Annotated in this window: 22 protein-coding genes; 10 read left to right on the top strand and 12 right to left on the bottom strand. The window is 64.5% G+C overall.

Annotation, left to right across the window (positions count from 1 at the left end):
• Positions 1-7: 7 nt before the first annotated feature.
• The 6 genes from HV765_RS14635 to HV765_RS14610 all read right to left on the bottom strand — a co-directional run bounded on the left by HV765_RS14635 (position 8) and on the right by HV765_RS14610 (position 6,161).
• Positions 8-487, bottom strand: a complete 480-nt coding sequence (locus HV765_RS14635) for a carboxymuconolactone decarboxylase family protein (RefSeq protein WP_175170131.1) — start codon at positions 485-487, stop codon at positions 8-10.
• A 205-nt stretch (positions 488-692) separates the two neighbouring features.
• Positions 693-1,010 carry an NIPSNAP family protein gene (locus HV765_RS14630; RefSeq protein ID WP_054422744.1) on the bottom strand — a complete coding sequence of 106 codons (318 nt, stop codon included), beginning with the start codon at positions 1,008-1,010 and terminating at the stop codon, positions 693-695.
• Between the two features lie 35 nt (positions 1,011-1,045).
• A complete protein-coding gene (locus HV765_RS14625; RefSeq protein WP_175170130.1) occupies positions 1,046-2,047 on the bottom strand; it encodes a Bug family tripartite tricarboxylate transporter substrate binding protein in 1,002 nt (333 codons plus the stop codon).
• Between the two features lie 85 nt (positions 2,048-2,132).
• On the bottom strand, positions 2,133-3,818 hold the full coding sequence (locus HV765_RS14620; RefSeq protein WP_175170129.1) for a thiamine pyrophosphate-binding protein: 1,686 nt from the start codon (positions 3,816-3,818) through the stop codon (positions 2,133-2,135).
• Between the two features lie 128 nt (positions 3,819-3,946).
• On the bottom strand, positions 3,947-4,846 hold the full coding sequence (locus HV765_RS14615; RefSeq protein WP_175170128.1) for a helix-turn-helix domain-containing protein: 900 nt from the start codon (positions 4,844-4,846) through the stop codon (positions 3,947-3,949).
• A gap of 31 nt (positions 4,847-4,877) precedes the next feature.
• Positions 4,878-6,161, bottom strand: a complete 1,284-nt coding sequence (locus HV765_RS14610) for an XAC2610-related protein (protein WP_175170127.1) — start codon at positions 6,159-6,161, stop codon at positions 4,878-4,880.
• 165 nt (positions 6,162-6,326) lie between these two features.
• On the opposite strand from HV765_RS14610, the gene HV765_RS14605 reads away from it, so the two are divergent.
• A complete protein-coding gene (locus HV765_RS14605) occupies positions 6,327-6,728 on the top strand; it encodes a hypothetical protein (RefSeq protein WP_054423317.1) in 402 nt (133 codons plus the stop codon).
• On the opposite strand, the gene HV765_RS14600 is transcribed toward HV765_RS14605, so the two are convergent.
• The 3 genes from HV765_RS14600 to HV765_RS14590 all read right to left on the bottom strand — a co-directional run bounded on the left by HV765_RS14600 (position 6,729) and on the right by HV765_RS14590 (position 8,767).
• Positions 6,729-7,337 carry a hypothetical protein gene (locus tag HV765_RS14600; RefSeq protein ID WP_175170126.1) on the bottom strand — a complete coding sequence of 203 codons (609 nt, stop codon included), beginning with the start codon at positions 7,335-7,337 and terminating at the stop codon, positions 6,729-6,731.
• Between the two features lie 51 nt (positions 7,338-7,388).
• Positions 7,389-7,790, bottom strand: a complete 402-nt coding sequence (locus HV765_RS14595; RefSeq protein ID WP_175170125.1) for a hypothetical protein — start codon at positions 7,788-7,790, stop codon at positions 7,389-7,391.
• Positions 7,791-7,873: 83 nt separating this feature from the next.
• Positions 7,874-8,767: a LysR family transcriptional regulator gene (locus tag HV765_RS14590; RefSeq protein WP_054423316.1), complete on the bottom strand. Its 894-nt coding sequence runs from the start codon at positions 8,765-8,767 to the stop codon at positions 7,874-7,876.
• 106 nt (positions 8,768-8,873) lie between these two features.
• Here HV765_RS14590 and HV765_RS14585 point away from each other — a divergent pair, with 106 nt between their 5' ends.
• Both HV765_RS14585 and tam read left to right on the top strand, forming a co-directional pair.
• Positions 8,874-9,860 (top strand): TerC family protein, encoded by a 987-nt coding sequence (locus HV765_RS14585; RefSeq protein ID WP_175170124.1) that lies wholly within the window; start codon positions 8,874-8,876, stop codon positions 9,858-9,860.
• Positions 9,861-10,029: 169 nt separating this feature from the next.
• The gene (tam, locus tag HV765_RS14580; protein ID WP_175170123.1) at positions 10,030-10,809 is read left to right on the top strand and encodes a trans-aconitate 2-methyltransferase; all 780 of its coding nucleotides are present in this window, start codon (positions 10,030-10,032) and stop codon (positions 10,807-10,809) included.
• 28 nt (positions 10,810-10,837) lie between these two features.
• Here tam and HV765_RS14575 read toward each other — a convergent pair whose 3' ends face one another.
• Entirely contained in the window at positions 10,838-11,638 is an 801-nt protein-coding gene (locus tag HV765_RS14575) for an AraC family transcriptional regulator (protein ID WP_175170122.1), read from the bottom strand.
• A gap of 104 nt (positions 11,639-11,742) precedes the next feature.
• Here HV765_RS14575 and HV765_RS14570 point away from each other — a divergent pair, with 104 nt between their 5' ends.
• Entirely contained in the window at positions 11,743-12,951 is a 1,209-nt protein-coding gene (locus HV765_RS14570) for an MFS transporter (protein WP_054422726.1), read from the top strand.
• A 12-nt stretch (positions 12,952-12,963) separates the two neighbouring features.
• On the opposite strand, the gene HV765_RS14565 is transcribed toward HV765_RS14570, so the two are convergent.
• Complete coding sequence (locus HV765_RS14565; protein ID WP_175170121.1) at positions 12,964-13,296, bottom strand: protealysin inhibitor emfourin; 333 nt, start codon at positions 13,294-13,296, stop codon at positions 12,964-12,966.
• On the bottom strand, positions 13,293-14,357 hold the full coding sequence (locus tag HV765_RS14560; protein WP_175170120.1) for a M4 family metallopeptidase: 1,065 nt from the start codon (positions 14,355-14,357) through the stop codon (positions 13,293-13,295). The genes HV765_RS14565 and HV765_RS14560 overlap by 4 nt, the downstream gene beginning before the upstream one ends.
• Positions 14,358-14,530: 173 nt before the next feature.
• On the opposite strand from HV765_RS14560, the gene HV765_RS14555 reads away from it, so the two are divergent.
• The 6 genes from HV765_RS14555 to fhuE all read left to right on the top strand — a co-directional run bounded on the left by HV765_RS14555 (position 14,531) and on the right by fhuE (position 21,019).
• Positions 14,531-15,166, top strand: coding sequence for a DMP19 family protein (locus tag HV765_RS14555; protein WP_175170119.1), 636 nt, complete (start codon positions 14,531-14,533; stop codon positions 15,164-15,166).
• 260 nt (positions 15,167-15,426) lie between these two features.
• Complete coding sequence (locus HV765_RS14550; protein WP_156336569.1) at positions 15,427-16,308, top strand: prohibitin family protein; 882 nt, start codon at positions 15,427-15,429, stop codon at positions 16,306-16,308.
• Positions 16,309-16,569: 261 nt separating this feature from the next.
• Entirely contained in the window at positions 16,570-16,812 is a 243-nt protein-coding gene (locus HV765_RS14545) for a hypothetical protein (protein WP_054422718.1), read from the top strand.
• 93 nt (positions 16,813-16,905) lie between these two features.
• Entirely contained in the window at positions 16,906-17,409 is a 504-nt protein-coding gene (locus HV765_RS14540; protein WP_175170118.1) for an RNA polymerase sigma factor, read from the top strand.
• Positions 17,406-18,482: a FecR domain-containing protein gene (locus tag HV765_RS14535; protein ID WP_175170117.1), complete on the top strand. Its 1,077-nt coding sequence runs from the start codon at positions 17,406-17,408 to the stop codon at positions 18,480-18,482. The genes HV765_RS14540 and HV765_RS14535 overlap by 4 nt, the downstream gene beginning before the upstream one ends.
• A gap of 185 nt (positions 18,483-18,667) precedes the next feature.
• Complete coding sequence (fhuE, locus tag HV765_RS14530; protein WP_175170296.1) at positions 18,668-21,019, top strand: ferric-rhodotorulic acid/ferric-coprogen receptor FhuE; 2,352 nt, start codon at positions 18,668-18,670, stop codon at positions 21,017-21,019.
• The last annotated feature ends 137 nt before the right edge of the window (positions 21,020-21,156 follow it).

The raw sequence follows: 21,156 nt of genomic DNA, 5'->3' as shown, positions 1-21,156 counted from the left end.
TGCGTCCTTAGTTGAACTTGGCCTTGTCCAGGCCGTACGCCTTGTCGGCCGATCCGGGGACGGTCCGGAATGCGACGTTCAGGCGATTCCAGCCATTGATCGCCATGACGGCGAAGCTGAGGTCCGAGATTTCCTTTTCGGATAGCTGGGTCCGGACGCGCTCATAGATGTCGTCGGGCACGCCCTGCGCGCCCAGGGTGGTCAGCGCCTCGGTCCACGCCAGGCAGGCGCGTTCGCGCGGCGAGAACTCGGTGGATTCACGCCAGATCGCAACATGGTGCAGGCGCAGTTCGCGTTCACCGTGGATCTTGGCCTGCTTCACATGCATGTCCAGGCAGAAGCCGCAGCCGTTGATCTGCGAGGCGCGGATCTCGACCAAGTCCAGGATGGGCTGCTCGATGGTGCCCGACTTCAAGAGCATGCCGAATTCGACGAATTTCTTGAACAGCTCGGGCGATTGCGCGAAAGCGTTTAGACGTTGACTCATGGTGACTCCCTCGATGGATTTGCGTGTCCCGGCAATGCTGGGCCGGGCGCGGCGCGTGTTTGAACAACGCCCAAATCGTAGGTGCGCAGGGAAATCAGGAGTAGGCCCGGCCAAGGGACCATGATGTTGCCGCATTGGCAACAATCGTCGGGAAGGCGTCGGCCCGCAGCGGTTCAAGCACGCTTTGCGCCGACGCGGATGGGCTTTACGGCCGGAAGAACGCCGTGGGCGTCATGAGCCGGTTTTCCTGGCGGATCAGATAGCCGGCGTCGGCGCTCTTGGTCAGGTAGGTGGCCCAGTCGGGGTCTTTCTGCAGCGCCTGGCGCTTGGCTTCGCGGTCGGCGGCGCTGTCATAGACCCAGATGTGCATGTAGCTGTTGACGTCGCCCGTCTCGGTCTGCATGTAGGCCAGGGGTTTGCCGAGGTGGCGGCTTTGCACTTCATAGCCGTGCTCCGCATAAAGCGCCAGATGCTTCCGGATGGTGCCGGCGCGGCAGGTGTAGGTACGTACGTCGTAAAGCATGGGGTTTCCTTAATGAGTGTTGCGAAGGGGGATCGTCATTCGGCCGTGGCCCCGGACTGTTTCACCAGCACGCTCCAGCGCGCCACTTCCTGGTTCACGTATTGCTGGAAGGCGGCATGGCCGTCGCCGACGGGGTCGGCGCCCAGCCCTTTCAGCTTGTCCTGCACGGCGGGGTCGGCCACACCCTGGGTGATGGCCTGCGACAGCTTTTCCACCACGGGCGCCGGCGTGGCCGCGGGCACAAAGAGGCCGAACCAGGAGCGGGCGTTCATGGCCGGGTAAGACGTTTCGGAAAACGCCGGCACGTTGGGCAGAGAGGCGTGGCGCTGCTGGCCCGTGACGGCGATGGGCGTCAGGCGGCCGGCTTGCACCTGCGACAGCACTTCGGGCAGGTTCGCGAACATGATCTGGACTTGGCCGCCCATCAGGTCATTGAGCGCTTGCGAACCCCCTTTGTAGGGCACATGCGTCATCTGCGCGCCGGCCAGCGAATTGAACTGCGCGCCCGCCAGGTGCGACGCCGTACCGGTGCCGCCCGAGGCGTAGTTCACGCGGTTGCCGTTGGCCTTGGCGTACGCGGCCAGCTCTTCGGGCGTCTTGGCCGGCACCGACGGGTTCACCACCAGCAGCAAGGGCACCGACGCCAGGTTCGACAGGCCAGCGAAGTCGCCTGTCAGGCTGTAGTCCAGCTTGTGATACAGCGTGGAATTGATGGCGTGGCTGGACGTGGCCATCAGCAGGGTGTAGCCGTCGGGTTCAGCGCGCGCTGCCATGACGGCGCCGATGTTGCCGTTGGCGCCGGCTTTGTTCTCCACCACCACCGGCTGGCCCAGGCGGGTGGCCATGGATTGCGCCACGGTGCGCGCGATGACGTCGGTGGCACCGCCCGCGGCGAAGGGCACGATGATGCGCAGGGGGCGTTCGGGATAGCTGGCGGTGGCGGCGGGCGATGCCGCGAACGATGTGGCGCTAAGGGTCGCGGTGGCCAGCATCGCGGCCGCGGCCAGCCGCCGCAGGGGCGGCAGGGGGGTATTCATAGTCTCTCTCCAGTATTGGATATTTTTTTATGTGGGCGCCGCGCGCCGTGCTTGCGGCTGGCGCGCGGCAGTCCGATCCTGGACTTCAGGATGCGGCAAGTTGCGCCTTTTCGCGCAAGCTGGTCAGGGTGGACCGAGGCGTGATCACCTCGGGGTCCAGGCTGAGTTCGATCAGATAGGGAGAACCGCTGTCCAGCGCCCGCGTCAAGGCGGGCGCGAAGCTCTCGTGGCTGTCGACGCGTTCGGCGGGCACGCCGAACGATTCCGCATAGGCCACGAAGTCGGGGTTGCAGAGGTCCGTGCCGATGGTCCGGCCCGGGTAGTTCACTTCCTGGTGCATGCGGATCGTGCCGTACATGCCGTTGTTGAACACGATGAAGACGATGGCCAGGCGGTGTTGTTTGACGGTGGCCAGCTCCTGCGAGGTCATCAGGAAGCAGCCATCGCCGGCCAGGCAGACGACCTGCCGTTCGGGGTGGCGCAGCTTGGCCGCAATGGCGGCTGGCACGCCGTAGCCCATGGCGCCGCTGGTGGGCGCAAGCTGGGTGCGGGGATGGCTGAAACGGTAGTAGCGATGCGCCCAGGCGCTGTAGTTGCCCGCGCCGTTGGTGAGGATGGCGCGCGCATCCAGCGCCTCGCGCAGGGCGACGATGACACGTGCCGGGTCCATGCGCAGAGAGTTTGCGGGCGGTTCCGTGTAGCGCACGTAGCTTTGCCGCAGCGCGTCGAGCCAGCCGCGCCACGGGGCCGCGTCCAGCGGAGCCTGTCCGGCGGCCGCATCCGCGAAGGCGTCCAGCCCCGACGGTATCTTCAAGGTGGGCTGATACACCCGGCCCAGCTCTTCCGGGCTGGCCAGCACATGGATCAACGTCTGCTTGGGCACGGGAGATTGCAGCAGCGTATAGCCGCCCGTCACCATTTCGCCCAGGCGCGCGCCCACCGCCAGGATCACGTCGGCGTTGCGCACGGCGTCGGCCAATTCCGGATTGATGCCGATGCCCACTTCGCCCACGTACTGCGGATGGTGATTGTCGTACAGGTCCTGGCGGCGGAACGAGCACGCCACGGGCAAGCCGTTCAAATTGGCAAAGCGGGCCAAGCTGTCCAGACCCGCGCCGGTCCAGCCCGAACCGCCCACGATCATCAGCGGCCGCCGCGCGCCGGCCAGCAGGGCGCGCATGCTGGCCATGGCATCGGGTGCCGGGTGCGCCTGCGGAAACTGGATCGTCCCGCAGTCCTGGGGCGCGGCCAATTCGGTCAGCATGTCTTCGGGCAGCGCCAGCACCACCGGACCGGGCCGGCCTGACATCGCCACCGAGAAGGCGCGGTTCATGTATTCGGTGACACGCGCGGCGCTGTCGATCTGCGCCACCCATTTGGTGAACTGCCCAAACATGCGCCGGTAGTCGATTTCCTGGAACGCCTCGCGCTCCACCATGTCGTTGCCCACCTGGCCCACCAGCACGATCAGCGGCGTGGAATCCTGGAACGCCGTCTGCACGCCGATGCTGGCATTGGTGGCGCCGGGGCCGCGCGTGACCATGCAGATGCCCGGGCGGCCCGTCAGCTTGCCGTGCGCTTCGGCCATGAATGACGCTGCGCCTTCGTGGCGGCAGGACACCAGGCGGATTCGGTCGCGTTCCGTGTACAGCGCGTTCAGCACGTCCAGATAGCTTTCGCCAGGAACGCCGAATACGGTGTCCACGCCGTGTTCCAGCAGCGCGCGCACCACATGTTGGCCGCCCGTCATCAATGTTGGAGTGTCGTTCATCGCAGTTTCAATCAGGCCGCAAAGCGGCGGGTTGGGTCTGGATGAACTTTACGCAGCCCAATGCCGGGCGCGTTAGGACAGATCAGAGCTTGTCTTGCACTTTTCCGCGGATACGCCCGGCGCGGCCGTCAGCCGATGGGCCGGTCGTACTTCTTGCGGAAATCGCCGGCGGTGCAGCCGGTGTGCTTCTTGAAGAAGCGAGCAAAGTAGGAGGGGTCTTCGAAGTTCAGCTGGAATGCGATTTCGGCGATGCTCAAACCCGTATTGCTCAGCAGGCGTTTGGCCTCGAGCGCAATGCGCTCTTGCACCAGCTGGCTGGCGGTGCGGCCCATGCTGCGCTTGACGGCCTCGTTGAGCTGGCGTTCGCTTACGCATAGCGCGTCGGCGTATTGGCGGATGGCGCCGAACGTCAGGTAGTGTTCCTCGATCAGCATGGTGAACCGCTTGGCCAGCGAATAGCTGGGGCCGGCGGCGGTCTCGCGCTCGTCGGCCGGGTAAAGGCGCCGCAGCTGCGTCAGCAGGATAAGCAGGTAAGAGCGAACCACGTCGAAGCGCCCGGTTTGGCGTTGGCGCGTTTCGCGTTCGATTTCATTAAGCAGCGGCAGCATGCCGTCGTGCTGCTCGCGTGACAGATAAATGGCGGGCGTGCCGCCCGCCAGGTGGAAGAAGGGAAACTTGGCGATGTCGTCCGCGAGCGGGAACATATGCGCGAAGAAATCCGTGCTGATGTTCAGCACGTAGCCGCGCGGCTTCACGGAAGACGTCCAGGCGTGGATCTGGCCGGGCGACAGGAAGAAGACTGAGTGGTCGCGCACCTCGTGCTGCTCGAAATCCAGCATGTGGGTGCCGCTGGCCTCGCTCATCCAGAGCAGGTGGTAGTAGCTGTGCCGGTGTAGAAAGCCGCGCGGAATATCGTCGCGATCTTGCAGGCGCACGAGATCGAAATAGAACGAACCCTCGCCCGAAAAATCGGTGGATTCCAAGGTGGGAAACGGTTCCGGGTAGGACGTATGCGTGCCTGCGGACAAGCTGGAGTCTCCTTGACGGCGCGCGGGGCGCTTATTGCGGCGCAGGCGGCCGTTTCGGCAGCGGATAGTCGAACGTGATGTCGTTCGAGACGATCGGCTGGGCAAGATTGCCGGGGTCGGTCAGCACGGCCGCCGCGCGGTACTTGCCGGGCGCAAGCGCAGGCAGGAACGGAACGTTGCTGTAGCCGTTGTCGTTCACCAGGTAGGCCGGCTTGCCGTTTTCGCCCGTGGCCCAGACGATCGGGTCGCGGGCAAAGCCCAGCGGGTTGGCCGGGTGCAGGGTGTCGCCCTCGCGTTGGTAGAGCGGGTGCACGATGCGGTCGCCCTGCGCATTGGTCAGCAGCAGCCAGATGCGCGGCGCGTTCAGGGCGACGGGGGCGTCACCGTTGTTGGCCACGCTCACCATGAACAGGCCGCCGTCTTCGCCCTTCCAGTCGGCCAGCGTGTCGGCAAGATCCAGCGCCAGGCCGCCTGGGGATGATGGCGCGGCAAGCTGATGCTTGTCCACGCGCAGGTCGCCATAGCGCACCCATTTCAGTACGTCGCCCGCCGTCTTGCTGGCGTAGCGCACTTGCAGCCAATCGGGCGCACGGATGGCCACGACGTCCAGGTGTTCGCCTTCGGCGGCAGTCATGGCGGGCCGGGTGTTGACGTCGGGCGTGTCGTACAAGTCCAGCTTGCTGACCGGCACGGTGCCGCCTTCCAGCGGCGAGCCTTCGCCTTCGATCTCGATGCGTGCGGTGGAACCGTCTTCATTGAAGCGGTAAGTGAGTTCGGCGGCTTCGCTCTCCAGACCGAACAGCGCTTGGGTGGTCCATGACGTGGCGCGCACCGTGCCGTCAGGACGCAACACGTATTCCTCGAAGCCATTGCTGGCGGCGCCATAGCGGCACGCCACGTGGATCACGGCCTGCTTGTCGTCGATCACCGGGTTCACGAAGCCCCGGCAAGGACTCGTCGGGTCGGGATGCGCAATTTCCTGGAAGGTGCCGCTGTCGGGACGATACAGGAACAGGCGGGCGAAGATTTGCGTGCTGCCGCCGCTTTGCCCCAGCACCAGGTCGCGGTATCCGTCGTGGTTGATGTCCACGGATTGCATCTGGTCGACGGCCTCGTCGAAGCTGCCCAGCGTTTGATCGGGGCCATTGCCCACGCGCACGGTGGCGTGTGGCGCGTCGCCGCCGCTGACCTTGACGACCGCCGACAGGCCGGCCTTGATGGGGTAGGGAAACTCGCGCGGGGCAGATTGGGCAAGCGCGACCTGGCTTGCTGCGCCCAGCGCGGCCAGAGCGGCCGCAAGCAAAATTCGTTTCACCCGCTTCTCCCACGCTTCGATTTGAGTGGGGCAATATACCGCAGCCCATTGCGGGAAAACGAGTAGTGCTTGGCGCGGGGCGGGCCGGCATCCTGAGTAGAATTGATCGTTGGCTGTTGTCCACGCTTATCGAATTTGCGCCGAGCCTTGGCGCGTCAGTCCGCCATGAACCTTCCCTTTCCTATTCGCCAAGAATGTCCGCCGGGCGCCTGTCTGTGCGACCGCGACCGGCTGCTGGCTGATCCGGCGGCCGACGTGCGCATCCTGCGGCTGACGAAGGAAGAGGAAAAGCGCCTGGTCGCGCGGCTGGAAAACATCCGCAGCCTTGAAGATCTGCGCGCCATGCAGGGCCGTATTCAAGATCAGCTGGGCATCGTGATTGTGATTACGCCCAGCGACAACGAGGTGCGCACGTCGCGCGGGATTTCAATTCAGCTGGAAGAGGCGCCCGGCCTGTGCCGCAAGACGCGCACCGCGCTGCCCGCCGCCATTCGGCGCGGCTTCGATAACACCCCGGAAATTGTCTACGCGCTGCTGAACGAACGCGACCTGCTGAGCGGTACCTGATCAGGACGTCTTGCCGGGTTCGCGGCACGGCACAAGCGGTGTGACGGCGGTGGGTGTGCGGCCCGCTTCGGGCCGGGTCGCCAGTTTTTTGGCCCCGCGCACGGGGTAGCTCAGCAAGACGGCGGCGCCGGTTTCCAGCTTGGGAGACGTGGCCGATCCATAAGCCACCGTCCAGCCGCGCACAGCCAGCGGCGCCAGCGTGTATTGCAGGGTCGTGCCGTGCGTCACATGCGCGACCTTGCCGGCGAACAGTTCCTGCTGAGGGGTTTCCGTGCCGTCCACGACGGCGTAGGTGACGATGCGGTCCAACGCGGCCGATTCCTCGTGCCGCGCCAGGATGGCGGTTTTGTATTTGCTGTGGGGGATGTCCGTCAGGCTGACGGTGAGCGTATCGGTCGCCTGGCCTGCGGTGTCCAGGCGGACACCCATGACGTCGACGCGGGCAAGTGTGGCCTCGCCCGTGTTGCGCACCCGCACGCTGTACTGCCCCGATGTGCCCGTGACCGTGCAGACTTCCACGCCGGAAGCGCTGGGGGAAGCCTGCGCAGGCCCTGCGGATAGCAGGGCCGCCAAAGACAAGGTCAGGGCAGGGACAGTTCGGGTGGGCACGGCACGCTCCTCTTGGGAGGCAGCGTGCCGGGTGGCGCGTTGCCTGCGTTATTACACCACTTGGCGGGATTGGGCCGCAGCGGCCTGCTCGCGCTTGCCGTTCAGCCAGTTCAGGATCAGCGCCAGCACCAGCAGGCCGGCGATGACAAAGCCCCAGACGATCCAGCCCAGCACCGAGATCAGTGTGCCCAGGCCACCCGCGAACGGCAGGACCTGGTTCAGGCTTTGGGCGGCCCACACCAGAGCGCCTTGCAAACCTTGCAGCCAGGCCGGGTCGAACCAGCCTGCGGCCCACGCGGGCGCGACCCATTGGGACGTGTCCAGCGCAGCGCCCGGCACCTGCGCCGTGGAGATGGTTGACAGGACCCAGTTGGTCAGTTGCAGCGTCAGCGCCGCCAGCCCGGTCCAGAGTGCAGCAAGCACGGCGAAAGCGAGCCAGATGAATTTTTTCATTGCAGTGGTACTCCGAGATTCAAAAGAGGGTCCACGATAAAGCGGATTCTATTTCCGAAAAACCAGAGTGGGTGTGACAAACATTAAGAAAAAACCGAAGTCTTAGCGTGGGCGAGGATGGTTTGGACCAAGGGATGGTGCTGGCCGCGGCGGTTGCGGATGGCGTGAATCTCTTCTTGCACGTCGTCGCACCGGGCCAGCGGACGCAAACCGCGCAGCAGGCCGATATCGTCGCCGCCCAGCCGGCTAAGCGGGAAAACGCCCAGTCCGCGCGCGGCAAATACCGACATCAGCGCGCTGTCTTCGAATTCTCCCACCACATTGGGCAGCACGCCGCGTTCGTTGAACCAGCGGTCCAGCGTCTGGCGCAGCACCGAGTGCCCGGTGGGCAACAACACGGGCAGGCGCTCCAGGCAGCGCGGGAAGTCCTGCGTGTCGGACTTGCGCACGAGCTTGGCAGGGCCGTACCAGTCCACGGGGGACGACACCAGCCGGTCGCTAGTTAAGCGCAGGTTGGGGTTGGCGGGCGCGCCCTGGCCAGCCAGCACCAAGTCCAGGTGGTGCTGGGCCAACTCGCCCAGCAGTTCTTCCACTTCGCCTTCATGGCAGGTCAGGCGCAGGTCGGGCGTGTCGAGCACCGGCCCCAGCAGCGCGTGCGCCGCCAGCTTGGATATCCCGTCCGACAAGCCCACCGACAGCCGGATGACCGGTTTCGTGGCCGCCGCGCGCACTTCCTGCGGCAGCGTGTGGCCGATCTGAAATATTTCTTCGGCGCGCGCAAAGGCCGCCTTGCCGGCATCCGTCAGCGCCACGCCCCGGCCCGCCGGCTTGAGCAGTTGGTGGCCCAGGTTTTTTTCCAATTCACGCACTTGCGCGCTGATGGTCTGGATGGCCATGTCCAGCCGTTCAGCGGCCCGGGAAAAGCCGCCTTCCTTGGCGACCATCCAGAAGTAATACAGGTGTCGGTAGTTCAGCACGATGGGGCTCACTTCGGTTTTTCCGAACCTTAACTCACTTTCAGGCTGATTTCTCGGTTAGCCCAAGATCCGGATGATGGGCACCTTCGAACACAGCGGGGCATTCATGGACACTTTGATCACCTTCTTCATGGCCGATTTTCTGGGGACACCGACCTGGAGTTGGCTGCTATTCATCGGCATCGTCGTGAGCTTGCTGGTCTTTGACCTGGGCGTGCTGCACAAGGAAGACCGCGAAATCGGCGTGCGCGAAAGCCTGCTGCTGTCTGCCGGTTACATCAGCGCCGCGCTCTTGTTCGGCGCCTGGGTCTGGTGGCAGCTGGGCGCCACGAGCGGCATGGCGTACTACACCGGCTTCATGATTGAAAAATCGCTGTCGATGGACAACGTCTTCGTGATTGCGCTGATCTTCAGCTTCTTCGCGATTCCGCGTCAGTACCAGCATCGCGTGTTGTTCTGGGGCATCCTGGGCGTGATCGTGCTGCGCGCCATCATGATTGGTTTGGGCGCTGCGCTGGTTAGCAACTTCGGCTGGCTGCTGTATCTGTTTGGCGCGTTCCTGGTGTTCACGGGCATCAAGATGTGGATGATTGCCGACCAGACGCCGGATATCGCCACCAACCCGATCCTGAAGTTCCTGAAGCGCCATATGCGTGTGACGGAAGGCCTGCGCGGTAACGCGTTCGTAGTGACCGAGACCGACCCGGCCACGTCGAAGAAGGTGCGTTTTGCGACGCCGCTGCTGCTGGCCCTGGTGCTGATCGAGTTTGTGGACCTGGTGTTTGCGGTGGACTCCGTGCCGGCCATCTTCGCCATCACGACCGACCCGTTCATCGTCTACACCAGCAACATCTTCGCCATCCTGGGTTTGCGTGCGCTGTACTTTGCCCTGGCTGCCATGATTCACCGCTTCCATTACCTGAAGTACGCCCTGGCGCTTGTCCTGGTGTTCATCGGTACGAAGATTTTCCTGGTGGGCTTTATCGGCAAGGTGCCTGCCGTGATCTCGTTGGGCGTGACGTTCAGCCTGATCCTGGGCGGGGTGTTGTTCTCGCTGTGGAAAACCCGCTCGGCGGAACTGAAGACCCAGTAATCCTGCTTGAACTTGCAACCCGAAACCCGCCGGCTTGGCCCCGGCGGGTTTTTTCTTTCTGTGAAAGACATATTTATTGAATATGAATAGGCACCTATTTCTATATTTGTAATATGGATAAGCCAGGCGTAGAGTTCAGCCGTACATCGTCGTCCGGCAAGGAGCCGTCATGAGCAACAACAGTTGGTCCGCCAAGCAATACTCCGCTTTTGAAAACGAACGCACCCGGCCGGTGCGCGATCTGGTGGCGGCCGTGCCGAATGACGCGGTCAAGGTTGCGGTGGACCTGGGGTGTGGCCCGGGCAATTCCACTGAGGTGCTGGCCAGCCGTTACCCGGATGCGAAGGTCACGGGTATGGACAGCTCGGAAGACATGGTCCTGGCCGCCCGCAAGCGCCTGCCCGCGCTGGAGTTCGAACTGGCCGATATCGCCACCTGGAATCCGCCGCAACAATACGACGTGATTCTGGCGAACGCCGCGTTGCAATGGGTGCCTGACCACGCCACGCTGTATCCCCGGCTGGTCAGCAAGCTGACGCCGGGCGGCATCCTGGCCATACAAACGCCCGACAACATGGAAGAACCCGCGCATCGCCTCGCACGCCAGGTGGCGGGTGAAGCGCCGTGGGCCGCGAAAACGGGCGGCGTGAAGCACCCGCCGCGCCACAGCGCCGCCTGGTACTACGAGCTGCTGAAGCCGCATTGCGGCGTGCTGGACGTGTGGCGCACCACGTATCACCACCCGCTGGCGGGCGCTGCGGCCGTCGTTGAATGGTTCAAGGGCACCGCCCTGCGGCCATACCTGGACACGCTGGACGCCGCCGAGCAGGCCAGCTTTCTGGCGCGCTATCAGGCGTTGATCGCCGAGGCCTATCCGGCGTTGGCCGACGGCACGGTGCTGCTGCCATTCCCGCGCCTGTTCATCGTGGCGGGGCCGAAGCAGGCGTAAGTGCGCTGCTCAACGTGGGCAGAGGCCGTCAAGGCGGCGGCCCTTCGGACTTGTCAGCGAAGTATCGCGCCGGCGTCTTGCCTAGCGTCTTCTTGAACATCGTGATGAAGGCGCTGACGGATTCATAGCCCAGGTCGTCGGCGGTGCGCTGCACCGACACGCCGGCCGACAAGCGCTGCAAGGCCAGGATTAGGTGCAACTGCTGGCGCCAGCGTCCGAAGCTCATGCCGACTTCCTGCTGCACCAGCCGCGCCAGCGTGCGTTCGCTCATTGCGACGCGCTTGCCCCATTGCGCCACCGTGCTGCGGTCGGCGGGGTCGGCGTTCAACGCGCTGGCGATTTCGCGCAGGCGGGGGTGATCGGAAAGCGGCAGATGCAGATGTTCGGCAGGCATGCGCCGCAATTGTTCGATCAGCACATCGGCCAGCTGGCGGTTGGCGGGCGTTTCCATGTCGGGTTCAGACAGCGCGGACAAGTGCACGATCAGCTCGCGCACCAGCGGCGTGATCGTCAGCGTGCAGCAGTGGTCCGGCAGGCCGGCCACGTCGGCCGGCACAAACAGAAAGCACACGCTGGCATTGGCGGTGACGCGATTGCTGTGCGGCATGCCGCCCGGAATCCACACACCACATTGCGGCGGCACCATCCACAACCCCTGCGGCACCGAGCACGTCACGCCGCCGCGCAGCGCCAGCACCAGCTGACCCATGTTGTGGTGATGCCTGGGGGATTCGTTGTCCCGATCCGCCGCATTCACCGGCATGGCGAAAGTACGCTGCGTGGGGGAATCGGTATTGAAAGGAGTGGACGGGATGGGGTTCAGGCGCATCGGAAGCCGCGCGTAGTGAGCCACGCTTAGGGTTGGCAGGATTTAAGGATAGTTTGTCATTGTCTCGAAATTCGGTAAAGCCGAGCGTGGGTAAGCTGGGCGGCATGACTCGAAATCCCTCTCCCTCTTTACGTTCCGGCAGCCGGCTGGTGTGGCTCCTGCTGGGCATTCTTTGCATCGCCATGGCGTTGCGCGCGCCGGTGACAGGCGTGGCGCCGCTGATCAGCATGATCCGCGAACAGCTTGGCCTGTCTTCGACGGCGGCCGGCATGTTGATTACCTTGCCGCTGTTGGCGTTTGCGGTGGTCTCGCTGTTTGCTGCGGGGCTTGCGCGCCGCTTCGGGCTGGAGCGCACCTTGTTCGGCGCGCTGCTGCTGATTGCCGCTGGCATCGTTGTGCGCATTCAGGGCGCGGCGTGGGGCTTGTATGCGGGCACGGCGATCATCGGTGCGGGCATCGCCATTGGCAACGTGTTGCTGCCCAGCCTGGTCAAGCGCGATTTTCCGCAACGCGTGGCCGGCATGACGTCGGCCTATGTGTTGACGATGGGCATCGCGGCGGGCGTGGCGTCGGCTATCGCGATTCCGCTGGCCAATTTGTCGGCGGACGGCTGGCGCTTTTCAACGCTGTGCTTGTTGGTGGTGCCGGTAGTAAGCATGCTGCTGTGGCTGCCGCAGCTGGCGCAGCACACGGCGCCTGCGTCCACCACCACGCACGCGCCGCACGGCGGCCGTCTGTGGCATTCGCCGCTGGCGTGGCAGGTGACCTTGTACCTGGGCATCAACTCGTTCGTGTTCTATGTGGGCGTGAGCTGGCTGCCCGCCATCTTGCGCGACGCGGGCTATTCGGCGGAACGCGCGGGGTCGCTGCATGGGCTGCTGCAATTGATGTCGGCAGGTCCGGCGCTGTTTATGGCGCCCGTGGTGCGCCGCATGAAGGATCAGCGCGGTGCGGCGTTCTGCTCGGCCGCGGCGTCAGTCGTTGCATTCACCGGCTTGATCGTCGCGCCCGGCTGGGCCACGTTGTGGATCGTGCTGCTGGGCTTGGGCACGGGCGGCGGCATCATTCTGGGCTTGGCGTTTGTGGGCCTGCGCGCCAGCCATGCGCAGCAGGCGGCCGCGTTGTCGGGCATGGCGCAATGCGTCGGCTATCTGTTCGCCGCCACGGGCCCCGCGCTGGTGGGGGCCATGCATGACCGTCTGGGCGGATGGGGCGTGGCGTTGGGCGTGTGCGCGGCCTTGTGCGTGGCGATGGCCATCATCGGCCTGTACGCGGGCCGCGCGATTCAGATCGGCGGGTTCCGCGCGCATTGATGCGGGCGGTGATTACGGCCCCGGCTCCGCATGCGCCTTCCATAGCTGTACCAGCGTGTCGGGCGCATCGGCTTCCGGCACGTCGAAACTGATGGCGGTTCCTTCGTCGCGGTCCATCACGATCTCGATGTGAAAGTAGCGCTGGTCGCCGCCAGCCTGCCCGCATTCAGGCACCGCCAACGGGGCCGCGCGTTGCAGCACATCGCACACTTCCTGACGCACGCCGGGCGGGCAGGTGGCCAGATTGATGCTGCGTGGCTGCGTCAGGCCAGGCAGATACGCCACGCCGCCTTCGCGTGTCAGCCGCACCAGCAGCGCAAGATCCAAGGAGGGCAGTTCGATCATGTCAGGACTCCTACGGCGGCCCAGGCTTGTTTGACCGCGCGCTGCATGGTTGCATCAAAGCGTTCGGTGGCCACGGTGACGGTCAGCGCGGCGAAGGTCTTGAAGTCGGCGTCGTGACGCAGCCGCTTGTCGCACAAGGTGTCGTACCAGACGCGCCCCGCGCTTTTCCACGCAGGGCCGTCCAGCGTTGTAGCGGCTAGGAAAAATGCGCGGTTGGGGATGCCGGAATTGATGTGGACGCCGCCGTTATCGCGTGGCGTGTCGACGTAGTCGCGCATGTGCGCGGGCTGCGGGTCTTTACCCAGCACCGGGTCGTCATACGCGCTGCCGGGTTCTGACATGGAGCGCAGCGCGCGAGCGCTGACTTTTTCTGTGAAGAGCCCCGCGCCCACCAGCCAGTCTGCCTGGCGCGCAGATTGCCCCAGGGAATATTGCTTGACCAGTGCGCCAAAGACATCGCACAGCGATTCGTTCAGTGCGCCAGACTGGCCTTGGTAGAGCAAGGCGGCTTCGGCGTCGATGACGCCGTGCGTGAGTTCGTGGCCGATGATGTCCACCGCAACGGTGAAGCGGTTGAACACTTCACCGTCGCCATCGCCAAACACCATCTGCGCGCCGTTCCAGAACGCGTTGTCGTAGTCATCGCCGTAATGCACGGTGCCCACCAGCGGCAGGCCGTGGCCGTCGATGGAATGGCGTTTGTAGATGTCCCAGAAAAGCTTGTAAGTAGCGCCCAGATGCGCATAGGCCTCGTCTACCGCGACGTCGCCGCTGGCGGGGCGGCCTTCGGCGCGGATCAGCGTGCCGGGCAGCGTGGTGCTGTTGTTTGCATCGTGGACGGCGCGCTGCGGCGTGCCTGGGGGCGAGGGCGGAGTCGTGGGCGCGAGCGTTGCACGCGGCGGTTGCGTGGCCATTTCGCGCAAGCCGCGCTGTTGCTGGTCAATGATCAGGGTCTTGACGGCGGGCATGCTGACACGGGCGTCGGTATGCTGCGCCAGGCGGTCCAGCACATACGGGGGGATCACGCCGATCAAGGGGGTGGACTCGGAAGGACGTGGCATTCGGGTCTCCGTCTTTCAGCGCCGGCGCCATGCCGGCGCGCGAAACTTGACGGTAGCAGATCAAAGAAGGGCGATGACGTAACAGTCTGCGGCCTGATGCGAGCAAAGCGTGCGCCTCGACAGCGGGGCCGCCTTCCGGTACTTTCGCGGGCGTTCCCATGCCGGCCCTTCCCATGCAAACCCCTGATTACCGCATCCACACCATCACGCTGACGCCCACGCATCTGCAATTGACGCTGGCTAATGGCCAGACCTTGTCAGAGCCCATCCAGCGCTACATCCGCCTTGAGAAAGCCACGCCCGCCGAACGCGAGCAATGGCAGTTGGTGGATGACGGCCATGGCGTGGTGTGGCCCGCGCTGTGGGAACCGTCGCCCCAGGGCATGCTGAATGTGTACGACATCTTATGGGACCAGCGCTATGAAAAAGCGATGGCCGCGTTGCAGGCGGCCGACTGGAAGCTGGACCGCCTGCCCTTGATCGAGCAGGAGCTGGTGGCGCTGTGGCGCATGGAAGCCGACATCAACAATGGCGGCTTCATGCAGTTTCTGTGCAACTGGGGCGACCCGACGTGCCAACTGGCGTTGCAGGCATTAACGAAGATCGGCGCCACGCATATGCTGGCCGTGCTGTCACGCATGCGCGGGCTGATCGACCGCTTTGAAGCCTCGCCCGAAGTCATCGAATTGAACGATATCTACGGCGCCATGACCGAGGCGGAGCAAGAGGAAATGGAGACGTTGGACCACGCGTTTTGGGACTATCCCGACGCCTTGTCGCGCCTGGGGTTGCGGCATTACGGAGCCTGAAAACAGCGCTTTTTGCATGCCTCGCAACGTTCGGAAAAGTCTGGCAACAATGGTGGCGTTTTCAATGCGGATTCCGTCCCGATCACGGGATAGAATCCGGTGCTTCTTTCCCGGGGGGGACTCGCGATGCGTTATTTCCTGATCTTGGTGGGGGCGGCCGTGGTCGCCTATTTGCTCGCTCGTGGCATCGCGGCCGTGTTCTCGGACCGTAAACGTACAAAATCAGACAGGGACTCAAAGTGAAGCCGACAGACATCCAGATGGTCAAGACGATCGGCGCGGTCAAACCGCGCAACGTGAAGGTCGCCATTGTGGCCGTCATTCTGTTTTTCCTGATCTTGTTCATGGCGTTCGGCTCGTGGTTCCAGGTGGACCAGGGCGAACGCGGCGTGGTGCTGCGCAATGGCAAGCTCGTGCGCGTGTCGGACCCGGGCCTGGATTTCAAGACGCCCTTCATCGATGACGTGCGCACGGTGTCGGTGCGCGACCACACCTTTGTGTTCGAAAAGCTCGAAGCCTATAGCTATGACCAACAGCCCGCGCACCTGCGCGTGTCGGTCACGTACCGCGTGCCGCCGGAGCACGTGGCCGAGCTCTATTCGGAATACGGCACCATCGACAATCTGCAAATGCGCGTGCTGGAACGCAAGACGCCCGACGCCGTGAAGAACGTGTTCGGCCAGTACACCGCCGTGCGCGCCATTCAGGAACGCCAGAAGCTGGGCCTGGATGTGAACAGCGCGGTGCTCAAGGCCATGGACGGCGCGCCCGTGCAAGTGGTGGGCGTGCAGATCGAAGAAGTGGGTTTCTCGCAAGCCTATGAGCATTCGATTGAACAGCGCATGCTGGCCCAGGTGCAGATTGAAACCACGCGCCAGCAAAAAGAAACGGCGATGATCACAGCCGAGATCCAGGTGGTGAAGGCGAAGGCCGAAGCCGATGCGCGCCGCCAGCAATTCACGGCTGAAGCCGATGGCATCCGCATGCGCGGTGAAGCCGAAGCGGCCTCGATTCGCGCCAAGGCCGAAGCGCTGGCCGCCAACACCAATCTGGTGAGCCTGAACGCCGTTGAGAAGTGGGACGGCGTGCTGCCGGCCACGCAAGTGCCGGGCGCCGCGCTGCCGTTCATCGGCATCAAGTAAGCCATTCGCGCAGACGGGACCTCGTCCCGTCTTGCCGCATCCCTATCTGCCCGCCGTTGCTTTCCCGCTGCTTTTGCCTTGCTTTCCCGGCCTGATTCGCGCCCGGCGCGATCACCCTAGGGATTTCCCTCTGTCAAGAATCGCAAAGCGGGAGCAAGGTGAATGCATAAGCACACGGAGCACGCTTTACGATCAAGCAGCGCCGGACCATATCGCGGGGCTGGCGCGCTTGCCAATAAGCTTCAGCATAGGGAGACATGGATGTCTCAGTTGGATTGGACGTCTGGCGATACCGCGCCGGATCGGCAGGGCTACTACGAAACACGCTTCGATACGGGACGCACGGCCATCACGCTATACAGCGTGCTGGGCTGGATGCCGGTGAAGACGCCCGGCAACATGGTGGGATGGCGGCCGTTGCCGCCCGCGGCCGAGAGGGAAGAGGCCGAGCGCCATATCCAGGAACTGCGCGCGGCGCAGAGCCATATCCCGATGGATTACTAGCCGGACCCACCGGGGCTGGAAAACAGCAGTTGCGATAATGAGAATTATTTGTAAAATTCGCAACCCTGTCCTTTCGCTCCCTCCGTCCGGAACATGTCCCGCTCTTCCTCGCCTCGCAGTGGCTGGCTCGCCTATTACGACGAGCTGGTGGGCGTATGGAGCCGCCGCACGGGCAACCGGCACGACGCCGAAGACGCCGCGCATGACGCCGTTGAACGCCTGCTGAAGGCGGACGCCAGCGTGGCGCTCAAGGCGCGCGGCTACTTGTTCCAGGCGGCCGGGCATCGCTTGATTGACCGCTGGCGGCGGCAGGACCGCGCCGAACACGTGCCGCTGGACGAGCTGAACGACGCCGATCAATTGATCGTGGATGACCCCGATGCGCCGGTACGCGCGGCGCGGCTGGCCGACGACCTGGCCAAAGTCCTGGCAGAATTGCCCCCCAAGTGCCGCGAGGCCTTTGTGCTGAACCGCATCGAAGGCTGGACGCAGGCCGAGGTGGCGGTGCATATGGGCCTGTCCAAAAATATGATCGAGCGCTACGTCATGCGCGCCATTGAACATGTGCGCGACCGGCTGCGTGAATACACTCCATGACGATGTCTTCCTTCAACGACCGCGATGATCCGCGCGACCCCGCCACCGCCGCGTGGTGGTTTGCGCGCTGGCATTCGGGCGAACTGACGCGCCGCGACCGGCGCGCGTTTGCCCGGTGGCGTCGCGACCATCCCGAGCGCGCGCGTGAGTTCGACCGCATGCAGCAGTTGGGGGCGGCGGCTGCCGGTTTGCCGCGCGATCAGGTCGAATCTTTGCTGGGCGGCCCGGTGCCGGCGCGGCCGGGGTTGCGGTCGGGCTGGCGATCGGGGGTTCGCGAGGGGTTGCGCGCAGGCGTCAGGCGCAGCCAGCGTCAGTTCGCCCTGCGCGCCGCGTTCGCCTGTGCGGGCTTGGCCGCCGTGGGGTTAGGCGTGTGGTGGAGCCTGCCGGTGGAAGCGCCAACCTTCACCGCCGCGATCAGCACCGAGCGGGGTGAGCGCCGCCAGCTGACCTTGCCCGACGGCTCCGTGCTGGACATCAATGGCGGCACGCAGGCGCGGGTCTTGCTGTACGCCGCCCGCCGCGACGTGGTGCTGGACAGCGGCGAAATCAACTTCACCGTCAGCCCCGATGCGGCGCGCCCCTTCATTGTTGATGCCGGCAGCGGCGTGGTGCGCGTGACGGGCACGGTGTTCGACGTGCGCCGCGATGCGAATCATGTGGCGGTGCTGGTGGAGTCTGGCACCGTGCAGGTGTCGGGCGGGCATTGGTGGAACCTGGGCCACGCGGTGCTGCGTGCGGGGCATGGCATCCGCGTGCCGGGCAGCGGGGCAATCGGCGTGCCGGCACCCGCCGATGTGCAAACCGCCACCGCCTGGCGCGACGGCCGCGTGGTGTTCAAGAACGCCACGCTGACGGACGTCGTGTCCGAGATGAACCGCTATCTGGCCACGCCGCTGCGTCTGGCTGATGACAAGGCCGGCCGCTTGCGGGTGTCGGCATCCTTTACGCTGGACCGCCCCGAAGCGCTGGTGGACGCCTTGCCGTCGATTGCCCCGGTGCGCCTGACGCCGCACCCTGGCGGCCCCATCGACATCCAGCGGCGTCAGGACGACCCCAGCGCTGTTACAAAATAAATGAAAATGAGATTCAGGTTTATCTGCGTTTGAAGCGTTCTACGAAGGAAGGCCCTGGCGCCGTATGTGATTGATTGGCCCGCGCCGCTCCCAACGTCGAACCCAAACAGCAGGTAGTTGTGACTCTCTCAGCAGACAAGACCCCCCAGGCGGTGACCCGCCGCGCCAGCGCAGCCCCGCGCTTCATGCTCTCTTCGCTGGCGTTGGCGCTGGCGTGCGCCTTGAGCGCGGCCCCCGATGCGGCCATTGCGCAAAGCGCTGCCGTGTCGATCAACATCGGCGCGCAGCCGCTGGGCGATGCGCTGATGCAATGGGCGGCGCAGACCAAGGTGCGTGTGTTCTATGCGCCCGACGTGGTCGCGGGCTTGAGCACGCGCGGCCTGAGCGGCAGCCTGGCCCCCGAGGAAGCCTTGCGCGGCCTGCTGCAAGGCACGGGCGTGGCGTACCGCTGGCAGGGCGACAGCATCATCCTGACGCGCGACGGCGGCGTCACCAGCCTGGCGCCCGTGACGGTGCTGGGCAATTCCGATCCGTCGGTGACCGAAGGCACGGGCTCGTACACCACGCCCGCATCGTCGGCGGCCACCGGGCTGACGCTGTCGCTGCGCGAAACGCCGCAGTCGGTCAGCGTGGTGACGCGTCAGCGCATCGAAGACCAGAACCTGCGTTCGCTCGACGAAGTGATGGGCAACGTGGTGGGCGTGCAGGTGGTCAGTGAAGACTCGGACCGCACCGACTTCTGGTCGCGCGGCTTCTATATCGACAGCCTGCAATACGACGGCGTGCCCACCACCATTGGCCTGTCGATGTATGGCGAGTCGGACAACGATTCCTTCATCTACGACCGCATCGAAGTCGTGCGCGGCGCAACGGGCCTGATGACCGGCGCAGGCAACCCCGGCGCGTCGATCAACCTGGTGCGCAAACACGCCAACAGCAAGACGTTCACGGGCTCGGTCAGCGCCGGCTTTGGCTCGTGGAATCAGTACCGCGGCACGGTCGATATGTCGACGCCGTTAAACGAGGAAGGCACGGTGCGCGCGCGCATGGTGGCGCTGTACCAGGGCCGCGATTCCTACATCGACCTGTATCACGCCAACAAGAAAGTGTTCTACGGCGTGATCGACGCCGACCTGACGCCGAACACGCGGCTGAGCGTGGGTGCAGACTACCAAGACAAGCGCCCGCGCGGGTCCACCTGGGGCAGCTTGCCTGTGGTGTTCAGCGACGGCACGCAGACGGACTGGCGCCGGTCAAAGACCACGGCGGCCGACTGGACCTATTGGCACACCACCAACCAGACGATGTTCGCCACGCTGTCGCACCGCTTTGAAAACGATTGGGAAGTGAAGGCCGACTGGTCGCAACGCAAGAGCAAGTACGACGCCAAGCTCTTGTACCTGTACGGCGCGCTGGACCGCGAGACCGGCACGGGCCTGCGTGCGCTGCCGGGCTACTGGAATTCCTACGCGCAGCAAACGTCGCTGGACCTTCAGGTGAAGGGCCCGTTCAATCTGCTGGGCCGTAAGCACGAAGTGGTGGTGGGCGCGATGCGCAGCCGCTACGGCGAAGACTTCTACCGCTACGGTTTCGATAGCTCCACACTGGCCAGCACCGGCAACTTCTATCAATGGGACGGCTCGTTCGCGCAGCCCACATGGACGGCCTCTACGCTGCGCGACACGGTCACGCATCAAACGGGCACCTATGGCGCGGTGCGCTGGTCGCTGACCGATAACCTGACGGCGATCACGGGCGGCCGGTACGCCACGTGGAAGTCCAAGTCGGACACGCGCGACCAGAAAGACTCGCAGTTCATCCCCTACGCGGGCGTGGTCTACGACATCAACGACACGTACTCCACCTACGTCAGCTACACCGACATCTTCCAGCCGCAAGACAACCGCGACCGCAACGGCACATACCTGGACCCGGTGCAAGGCAAGAACTATGAAATCGGCGTCAAGGGCGAATACCTGGACGGCAGGTTGAACACGTCCATCGCGCTGTTCAAGGTCAAGCAGAGCAAGGTTGCGGTGCTGGATGGCGATGCGCTGGTGCCCGGCTCGTTCGAACAGGCCTACACCACCGCCGATGGCGTCACGACCAAAGGCGTCGAGCTGGAAGTGAGCGGGCAGTTGGCGCCGGGCTGGAACGCCTACGCGGGCGGCACGTACTACACCAGCCGCGATGCCGACGGCGTGTCGGTCAACACCGAGCGCCCGCGCGCCATGGCCAAGCTGTTCACCACTTACCGCTTGCCGGGCGACTGGAACAAGCTGACCGTGGGCGGCGGCGTGAACTGGCAGATCTCGACCTACAGCGAAGTCAGCGCGGCCGGCGGCACCGTCACCGCCAAGCAAAAGGCCTACGCCATCTACAACCTGATGGCGCGCTACGACTTCAACTCGACCTTGTCCGCGCAGGTGAACCTGAACAACCTGTTCGACAAGAAGTACTACCTGGGCGGCGTGGCCAACCAGGTCTACTACGGCGAACCCCGCAGCGTGTTCGTGAACCTGACCGCGAAGTTTTGACGATGCGCGGGGCGGCGTGATTCGGGGCCGGATCACGTCGCCGTCAGCGGGAGGGGGGGCGTCAGGCGGCTACGGCGGGCACGAAATCCTGCCCTTGAAAACGATTCGAAGATATCTATAATTGCGAATCATTTTCA

Source organism: Achromobacter kerstersii (assembly GCF_902859595.1).
Taxonomy (GTDB): Bacteria; Pseudomonadota; Gammaproteobacteria; order Burkholderiales; family Burkholderiaceae_B; genus Achromobacter; species Achromobacter kerstersii.
This window is presented reverse-complemented; position numbering and strand designations above follow the sequence as displayed.